Consider the following 8,063-nt stretch of genomic DNA (forward strand, 5'->3'; position numbering starts at 1 on the left):
GTCTTGGCGCTGCCATGAAGAAATTGGCCCATAGAGTGTCCCTCTGTGATCGCGACAATAATACGCCATCACACTGTGGGACTAAACACCTAGGGTACCGATTGCTTGACTCTGAACTTCTCTTTGTTGCCGCAGGGAATGCCCCGAGTGACCTCAATACGCTTGAGAAGGTAGCTGCGGCGCTGGAGGATATGGATACGGCGCTGGGCGGTAAGCTTTCGTCTGCGGCGACTGTCGGGGCCGGTGCCGGGGTTGATGTGTCCGGCAGTCTTTCCGGTGGTAATCTGATCGTCGCGCTGAAGCTGGCGACGCAGGCGCAGGCAGAAACGGGTACTGATAACACGACAGGTATGTCGCCGCTGCGAACGGCTCAGGCGCTCGCGGCTTCGCGGCCGGTGTTCGCGCGCCATTCCTCGGCAGGCGTGATTGCCAAGCAACGCGGAGTGTCTTCCATCACGCAGCTGGCAACGGGACGCTATCGCTGCGACTTTTCCGCAGGCCGGGCAGACGCGAATTATGCGCCTGGCGTCATAGGATCAACCGATGGCAGCGCGCCGCGCATCGGCCTGCCGAGAGTAGGCACGATGACGACGACTTCCTTCGAATACGACTTCATCAACGCCGGTGGAACTCTCGTCGACCCAGCTATGGGCGTCGTATTTATAATGGAGTGATCATGAAGGTCCTGTATCCGTTTGAAGGCGGCATAGGCGTTATCGACCCCAGTTCTGATTGGTCCGTCGAGGACGTAGATCTTCCCGAAGATCATTCTCAGCGGAATAACTGGATTGCTGACTTTTCTAACCCTCATGGCTTCGGAATTGGTGCGGACGCTTGGTTTGCAGAGCAATCGACAGACGTCGATGGCGGTTCAGAGGATGTGGCGCGACGATAATATCGATCCGATCTCCGGATCTGGCGAGCGTGAAAGACGCGTTCAATTTGGCGATTGATGACGCAGCTGAAATTCAGCGGAAGAGATACATCACCGCCGGAGATGGGCAGGCGATGACCTACATGCAAAAGGCATCGGAGGCGGCGCGTTACCTAGCTGCAGAAGATCCTCAACCGGAAGACTATCCGCTGATCTCTGCGGAAGTGGGCATTGCCGCCGAGACGCACCATGCCGTCGCGACGATCATCGACGACAGCAACAGGCAGTGGCAGGTCATTGGTTCGGCGCTCGAGGCCGTCCGGCTCGACGCTAAGAAGTCGATTGCCGAGGCGTCGTCGCTCGAGGCGGCCCATGCTGTCACTGATGCGGTCATCTGGCCTGACTTCGGTTAGGCGATCTACAAAAAAGGTTTTCCCCATGACCAACACATTCAAGGTGGCTGGCACGACCAGCTGGCAGCCCGCAATCGACGGTGCTGATTACTCCCGCGTCGGCTCAGGTGAATACGCAGTCCGTCGATCTCTGCATCGCAGCGTCGGCGCCTGCTGTGAACCATGAGGATTACATGGTCCTCTCCGGTAATGGCACGCGCGAGATCGTTGCCAATCTGCTTGCGGGCGACAAGGTCTATATCCGCACGCCGTACCCGACCGAAACGGCAATCCGTGGCTTCCGCTAGGCGCGTTGATGAGCGGGCTTTCTCTCGGGTTCGGCCTCGATCTGCGTACTCCCCAATCGCAGAAAGCTGTCCTTGATATCCGTAGACGCGAAATCGCCTTCGCTGTCAGCGGCACCGCCCTGGAAGAACTTCGCGCCGCGAATCTTGTTGAACGAGTCGCCGACATCACCATGAAGATACCAACCGCTCGCTTCCTGAACCGTCACTTCCGAGCATCCATGATGGGCTCAGGCTGCTAGGGCTGGTAGAGGTCTGCCGAATGGGCAACGCCGGCCAACAGCATTGCCGCAGCAACCGTGGTCGCAAGGCGCATCTTCATGCTCGCTTCTCCAAGCTTCATCATGCATGGCGTGCCACAGGCACGACCACCCTATTTGGCATGGAGAATGAGGGATAAAGGTCAAGCCGCGCTTAACCATGGATATTTACCTAGCCTGCCCCATTTTCAGTGATTCTATGACCTTTTGCCAAAAAAAGCTTCCTATAGCCCTCCATTGCGCAATCACTTTGATGCCTCTAAACCCAACTAATCGCTGTAGAAGGGCACGGCTTCTTCTCGAAATTAAAGATCGGCTTGTTTAAAGCCTCACCTGAAGGTCGCTGGACGTGCAGGACGCGCCACACATATTGGTTATCAGCATGGCGTCGTCGATGGAGCGCCGCACACTTCAGGCCTATCAACTTCAGCGCCTTGGCTTGTCGTTTGAATTCATGGACGCGACGACGGCCGGTGACATACCGGACGAAGAGATGAAGCGCCTTCAGCGCCGCTGGGCTCGGCGCTTGCGCGACACCGAAGTCTCATGCGCGCTCAGCCACAGGAAAGCGTGGGGGATTGTGGCCAAGGCTCCCCGGCCTATGCTTGTCATAGAGGATGATGTCATCCTTTCCACCGACATCGCGACAGTATTGACGGCAGCTGCAACGCTCTCGGATGTCGATTGCGTCAATCTCGAAACCTTTGGCGCGCCGAAAACACTTGGACGCCCGCGAGCTCTCGCACAAGCCGGATACACGGTTGCAGAAGTATTTCGAGATAGCGCCGGTGCAGCCGCTTACCTACTGTGGCCGCAAGGTGCGCAAAAATTGCTGACAAGCCTTAGTATGATGCTGCCCCTCGCGGATGCCGCCATCAACCTTGCCCCCAATCTTCGCAAGCTGCAGATTGAGCCAGCCGCCGCCATACAAGTAAGTATCCTGAATAAATCTGAACCAATCTCTCACCCCGTTAGACGCAGCCTGATCGCTACATCAAGGAAGACAAAAGAGCGGCCGCCGCTTGCTGAATGGCTTGGCTACAAAATCCGGCGGGTGAGGGTTTCGGCAATCGTTCTCACTCAGAACATAAGAAGCTTGGGCCGCAGCCGACGGATTATCGTTGATTATGCCGACACCAACAACGCACTCGCCTTGCTGAAGGAAGCGTTTCCGGAGCTAACCAATCCACCAACCTAGGTGCATTTGCGGGGCGGCATTCCGTTCGCCTCGCGCATCCGATCGTACCAGTCTTCGACGGCCTTTGCGGCCTGCCAGTGCTCTCGCTCCCAACCTTGTTGAGGCATCAGCCGTTTCTTGAAGCCGTATTTGCCGTTAGCGCCGCCAGACCGCATGAATGAACCGTCTTCCCGTGTGTCGTCAGGTCGCGCGTGATCCGGCCGATATAGATCTCACCGTCATAGCCGGACCAGTCTTCGTGGCCTTCGCCAGGCCATGTGATCCGCCGGTCGTATTTCTTCTGCCATCCGTTCGGCATCGCTGCTCCTTGCCGTCGTCCGGCGTCTTTACTCCCATGCCATAACTGGAGACTTTCAAATGATCGCCGAGTTTTCTCGCTCGCTTTCGCATGTGCTTGTCCATGAGGGCGGATTTTCGAACCATCCCAAAGATCCAGGCGGCGAGACCATGAAGGGCGTCACGCAGCGGGTTTACGATACTTATCGACAGTCGCTGAAGATGCCGACGCAATCTGTCCGCGGGATATCGGAACTTGAGCTGAAGGCCATCTACCGGCGGGAATACTGGAACAAGATCCAGGGTGACCGCATGGCCTCCGGCATCTCCTACGTCGTATTCGACGGCGCCGTGAATTCCGGCGTCATGCAGTCGGTCAAATGGCTCCAGCGTGCCCTGCAGGGCATGGGTCTCTATTCCGGCAAGATCGACGGTCTTGTTGGTTAGGGGGCGCTTCAGCCGCTTTCACGTTCTTTACGATTGGCCCATCGATCGAGACGCGATACTTTCCGGCCGTCTCCAAGCTGCAGATCCTGTCGATGGAGCCTGTCGGCGATCACAGCACGCTTATCCGTGCCGCATTCGAGAAGCGTCGGGATTGCGAATATATAGCTATCATGTGGTTTGTCGGTGATCGGGTGTCCGAGTTTGAGCGGGTGCCTGTTCTGCTCAAGCGGGCGGGTGGCGATACGTCCAGCCCAAACCAACCGCTTGGATATCAGCGGGCCGGTCCTTGGATCATAGGGTTGCCGCCAGCAGATCTGCTCAATCGGAGTTTCGCGCAGCTGCATCATCGCTGCCCTCCTTTCTGGACGACAGCGACAGACTTCTTTCCGTAGAGAAACATGGTAATCGTGATGGAATCTGCTAGGTCCGAGTAATGATGAGCACCCGCTCAACTTTCGGGTCAAACGATAAGCGTTATCGCCATGGGGAACAGGAATGAGTGCGCAGGAACTTGAGAGACTTATCACAAGTTTTCGAGATGCTGGCTTAAGGGGTAAGGGCGCAAAATTTTCAGCCGTGATCCAAAAGGCCAGAAAAGCGGCTCAGGCGCTTGGTGATCAAGAAGATGTTGATACGCCTACCTGGCGATCTCTCCTGCGTTTTTATCTTGAAACCGCTGATGTGGGGGCGCTTCTCCACACCCTAACCCGTCCCGTCCCTGAAACGGCTGATGTGATATTTACTCGAGCAACCGTGTTGGATTTCGTAACCCGTTACCGTGCGGCCTTGGATGACACGCACGCGCTGGTATGTAGTTACATTGCCGGTCGTAAGTCTGCGGTAGCAGCAGACCTATGCATAGGCACCTGGTTTCGGCTCCTGCTGTTGCCGGCTGAATACAACAGCTCCCGAGACATCTGGCTGCAGACAGTTAATGCCGCTGCCAAAGAAGTCGAAAGCCGTGGGCTTTCTCTGCTGCTTCTGCCGGACTACATGATACCGTTCACTGACCGCACCCACCGCTTTCTCTCGTTTCATACTCATGGCGTTGAGCCGAAGACGGTGCATTTCAAGCCTTCAGATTTTCCGCGCCGTGTCATCCTTGACCGAGGCGGATACTCGGGCTGGTCAACTCTTGCCTCGGCAAAATTTGAAAATTTAGTAGTGCCGGATTTTGATGCGGTTGATCGGTTTTACGAGGAGCACAGGGAGCAAGTGCTTCATAGTAATATTTCAAAGTATAATCAGAAGGAGGTGTCTGAGGGTGTCAGTTTGCCGGAAAAATATGTGTTTGTAGCGCTTCAAGTGGCTGCCGATCGGACGCAATCTCTGGCCAGAATGCCCATGTTGGAGATGTTGGATACTGTGGTCAGGCGCTTTAAAGGGACGGACATTGCAGTTGTCGTAAAAAGGCATCCGAAATGCCAAGAGCCCACCGTAGCAGCAAGGTTGGCGACTTTGCAGGCTGCTGGCATCATCATATTAACAGATGACAGCATTCATCAACTGATCCCTAACTGTCTAGGAGTCTGCACGGTCAATTCGGGGGTGGGGTCTGAGGCCATTGTATATCTTAAGCCTATTTATCTTTTTGGAGAGGCCGACTACAATTGGGTGGCGCATCGCATCTCGAATTTTGCTGATTTTGAAGAGGCTACGTCGGAGTTTGAGCCGAGGCGGTCTGTCTCTGACATGAAGAGGTTCCTTTATTACTACAGGAATGTGTATCAGACGGATATAGATGAGGCGTTGATGCTGCAGTCTCGGGTTGGTGAAGCCGTTTTTGCTGCCGAAGAGTGGCGACAAGATCCTCTTCTAGTTCCGTCGGGTAGGGATATTTTCTCGCGTAGCCGTGAAGTATTACTACGAGTGCTTGGATTTTCGAAAAGATAACCCGGGATCGGCTCCAGACTGCATGGTCAACAATTTAGTTTAATTCTTGGGATTCACGCTTGCAAAATTTGTCATCTTCCATGACAGATCGGGGAGGGGCAAAAAAAGGCGGTATAGGTGAAAGTCGTTATCACAAATTACACTGGCGATCGACAGAACTGGGGTTGCCAATCGACAAGTCTGGGCCTGATACGCTACTTGAAGAGGCATCTTGGAGAAGTCGAGATCGCCACAATCCCGCTCAAGAGCAAGTTTCCTGACATTAAACGAGTGCCGCGCGGCGATTTACGCGCCGAGCTTGTTGATATGATGCGCGGCGGCAAGGCCGCTATGCGCACGCTTTTGGCTACATATAACGAAGGCGAAATTGCTGCACTGTCCGATGCAGATCTCGTCCTGTTTCAGGGCGAAGGCACGATGGTCGGCAACAAGTTTTATAACTCGGAGAACCTTTTTTCTGCGCCTATCGCTGCTAATCGGATGTTCGGAAAGCCTGTTTGGTCCATCAATCAAACGGTTTTTTCTCTGGATACGGAGTTCACGAAGTTTGCATCTGAGGCATTTAATACTGTCTTCGAACGTAATTTCGTTAGAGAGCCGGCCTCGCTAAGGTTCATGCGAGACGCAGGTGTGCGCGACGCGGCGCTGCTTCCGGATTTGGCGTTCTACGATGACCTGGATACGAATGAGGTGAGCCCGGCTGCTTATCCAGCCTTCTCAGGTCTAGCGCGTATTGAAAGTTTGGATCCGAAGCTTTTGCTTCGGATGGTCGGCGAAATCGTATCTCGTCATGGCGGCTTGTCAATCGTTGCATCAACTGATCTCGATTTGGACTTTGCGGATCTTGCCACCAAATCTTTTGGCGATCGCATTCAATTGGTCGGGAAGGATCGCACAAGACAGGAAGCGTTCGAGGCTATCAAGGCAGCACCATTCTTTTTCAGCGGCCGCTACCACATGAATATTTATGCCGCGAAAGCCGGGACGCCGTTCGTACAATTCCTTTCGAACACGCACAAAAATCTTGGACTGTCATGGATGCTCAACTATCCTCTCATGCCGCGGGAGGTTGTGCCAAACTACGATGTTGCTGCCGACATCGAGTACCTGAATTCGAACGCGGAGAACCTTTCACGAGAACTGAAATCTGCGTCCGGTTTGATCTACGGTTTTTTAGATAGAACTAATATTTTTGACGAAAACCGAGGCGATCATAACTTTGGCGGCAGGTTGCCATCTACCTACAGCACTCTCTCGTCTCCATCGTATCTCGATGCACTTAACGGTGTAAAGCAACGTAGTGGCTTCATGAGGGCGGTGAGATCCCTAATCGGCATTCGCCATTAGGTAATGTGTGACAACACGGGAGCGGACCGTTTGCGGACCGCTTGGCTGAAAAGGCTTGGAACGGACTGTGATCAAATGAGTTTGCCTGCCCCGGCAGAGGTGGGTTTCCGCGAAGCCATCGCCGTTCGGGGTCGATGGAGGCGCTGAAGCGTGGTATCCGCGCCCTGGTATCGAGACTGCTCGCAGCAAGTCTAAAGCGTGTCGCATCTATTCGGCCTCATATCCTGCTGCCTTGAAGAAGTTTCTGCACTCATCGACTGAGAAGAGGCTGATGATGTCACCGAGTGCTTGCGTGATCGTGTCGAAGCTGCGTGCGGCTCGTTTTCGCAGCAGCGCCTTTAGAGCGGTTCACCTTTTGACAGAACCATACCCTGCATTTTTGATATAGGTGGCACATTCGTCGGGTTGGATTGTTTCGACCAGCCCGCCGATATGTCGCCAGGTATCGTCGACAGTCCGCTTTTGTGCATCACGCATCCAGTGCTTTATCTTCGAGAAGGCCTGTTCGATCGGGTTGAGGTCGGGCGAATACGGTGGCAGGAACGTAAGCCTCCGGTGAGGGCCGTCTTGCGAGGTTGATGCGAACATCGGAAGTCCTAGTGCAAACACTAGGAGTAGTCCTATGACCAAGCATTCGATTGAAGTCATCACATCTGTGGAGCGCCGGCGGCGCTGGTCTCGCGAGGACAAAGAGCAGCTCGTTGCGGCCTGCCTTGAGCCTGGTGCGGTTCTTTCCGAGATCGCCCGTGCGGCCGGCATCCACGTGAGCCAGCTCTTTCGGTGGCGCAAGGAACTCTGCCGGATCGAGGAGCCGTCGCTTCAGGTGGTGAACACCTTGGTGCCCGTGATCGTGTCGGAGGCCGCGCCGGCAGACCAGCCCGCCGCCTTAGAAGCGCCGATCCCGTCGCAACCACGCCGGAAGCGTAGCGATGTGACGATTGAGCTGGGTCGCGGTCGCCGTGTCCGCGTGGACAGTGATATCGACACGGACGCGCTTGGCCGGATTCTCGATTGCGTATTGGGTCTGCGATGATCCCGGTTCCTGCTGGTGTGAAGGTCTGGCTGGCGACC

General features: G+C 55.0%; 12 protein-coding genes and 1 pseudogene. 9 read left to right on the forward strand and 4 right to left on the reverse strand.

The genetic code is table 11. The features are described from left to right. From J2T09_RS27380 to J2T09_RS27395, 4 genes are all read left to right on the forward strand, one after another. The coding region (locus J2T09_RS27380; RefSeq protein WP_306840252.1) for a hypothetical protein at nucleotides 1-674 on the forward strand (674 nt) is incomplete at its 5' end. Nucleotides 675-676: 2 nt separating this feature from the next. Beyond that, nucleotides 677-895 (forward strand): hypothetical protein, encoded by a 219-nt coding sequence (locus J2T09_RS27385; RefSeq protein ID WP_306840253.1) that lies wholly within the window; start codon nucleotides 677-679, stop codon nucleotides 893-895. Between the two features lie 29 nt (nucleotides 896-924). Then, nucleotides 925-1,287, forward strand: a complete 363-nt coding sequence (locus J2T09_RS27390) for a hypothetical protein (RefSeq protein WP_306840254.1) — start codon at nucleotides 925-927, stop codon at nucleotides 1,285-1,287. Between the two features lie 80 nt (nucleotides 1,288-1,367). Beyond that, nucleotides 1,368-1,574, forward strand: a complete 207-nt coding sequence (locus J2T09_RS27395) for a hypothetical protein (RefSeq protein ID WP_306840255.1) — start codon at nucleotides 1,368-1,370, stop codon at nucleotides 1,572-1,574. Here J2T09_RS27395 and J2T09_RS27400 read toward each other — a convergent pair. After that, the gene (locus tag J2T09_RS27400) at nucleotides 1,571-1,780 is read right to left on the reverse strand and encodes a hypothetical protein (protein ID WP_306840256.1); all 210 of its coding nucleotides are present in this window, start codon (nucleotides 1,778-1,780) and stop codon (nucleotides 1,571-1,573) included. The genes J2T09_RS27395 and J2T09_RS27400 overlap by 4 nt on opposite strands. Before the next feature lie 400 nt (nucleotides 1,781-2,180). Between J2T09_RS27400 and J2T09_RS27405 the strand changes: the two genes are divergently transcribed. Next, nucleotides 2,181-3,029 carry a glycosyltransferase family 25 protein gene (locus J2T09_RS27405; RefSeq protein ID WP_306840257.1) on the forward strand — a complete coding sequence of 283 codons (849 nt, stop codon included), beginning with the start codon at nucleotides 2,181-2,183 and terminating at the stop codon, nucleotides 3,027-3,029. A gap of 106 nt (nucleotides 3,030-3,135) precedes the next feature. Here the strand turns inward: J2T09_RS27405 and J2T09_RS27410 are convergent, their stop codons facing one another. Further along, nucleotides 3,136-3,327 carry a hypothetical protein gene (locus J2T09_RS27410; protein ID WP_306840258.1) on the reverse strand — a complete coding sequence of 64 codons (192 nt, stop codon included), beginning with the start codon at nucleotides 3,325-3,327 and terminating at the stop codon, nucleotides 3,136-3,138. Nucleotides 3,328-3,386: 59 nt separating this feature from the next. On the opposite strand from J2T09_RS27410, the gene J2T09_RS27415 reads away from it, so the two are divergent. Further along, the gene (locus J2T09_RS27415) at nucleotides 3,387-3,752 is read left to right on the forward strand and encodes a glycoside hydrolase family 108 protein (protein WP_306840259.1); all 366 of its coding nucleotides are present in this window, start codon (nucleotides 3,387-3,389) and stop codon (nucleotides 3,750-3,752) included. A gap of 8 nt (nucleotides 3,753-3,760) precedes the next feature. Here the strand turns inward: J2T09_RS27415 and J2T09_RS27420 are convergent, their stop codons facing one another. Beyond that, the gene (locus J2T09_RS27420) at nucleotides 3,761-4,099 is read right to left on the reverse strand and encodes a hypothetical protein (protein WP_306840260.1); all 339 of its coding nucleotides are present in this window, start codon (nucleotides 4,097-4,099) and stop codon (nucleotides 3,761-3,763) included. 148 nt (nucleotides 4,100-4,247) lie between these two features. On the opposite strand from J2T09_RS27420, the gene J2T09_RS27425 reads away from it, so the two are divergent. After that, a complete protein-coding gene (locus J2T09_RS27425) occupies nucleotides 4,248-5,645 on the forward strand; it encodes a capsular polysaccharide export protein, LipB/KpsS family (protein WP_306840261.1) in 1,398 nt (465 codons plus the stop codon). A gap of 117 nt (nucleotides 5,646-5,762) precedes the next feature. After that, complete coding sequence (locus tag J2T09_RS27430; RefSeq protein ID WP_306840262.1) at nucleotides 5,763-6,992, forward strand: polysaccharide pyruvyl transferase family protein; 1,230 nt, start codon at nucleotides 5,763-5,765, stop codon at nucleotides 6,990-6,992. A gap of 348 nt (nucleotides 6,993-7,340) precedes the next feature. Here the strand turns inward: J2T09_RS27430 and J2T09_RS27435 are convergent. Next, a pseudogene (locus J2T09_RS27435) lies at nucleotides 7,341-7,544 on the reverse strand (transposase); the annotation flags it as partial. 70 nt (nucleotides 7,545-7,614) lie between these two features. Here J2T09_RS27435 and tnpA point away from each other — a divergent pair. Further along, nucleotides 7,615-8,025 (forward strand): IS66-like element accessory protein TnpA, encoded by a 411-nt coding sequence (tnpA, locus tag J2T09_RS27440; RefSeq protein WP_306840263.1) that lies wholly within the window; start codon nucleotides 7,615-7,617, stop codon nucleotides 8,023-8,025. Nucleotides 8,026-8,063 lie beyond the last annotated feature (38 nt).

It is taken from the genome of Neorhizobium huautlense, assembly GCF_030811685.1.
In the GTDB taxonomy this organism is placed as follows: Bacteria; Pseudomonadota; Alphaproteobacteria; order Rhizobiales; family Rhizobiaceae; genus Neorhizobium; species Neorhizobium huautlense_A.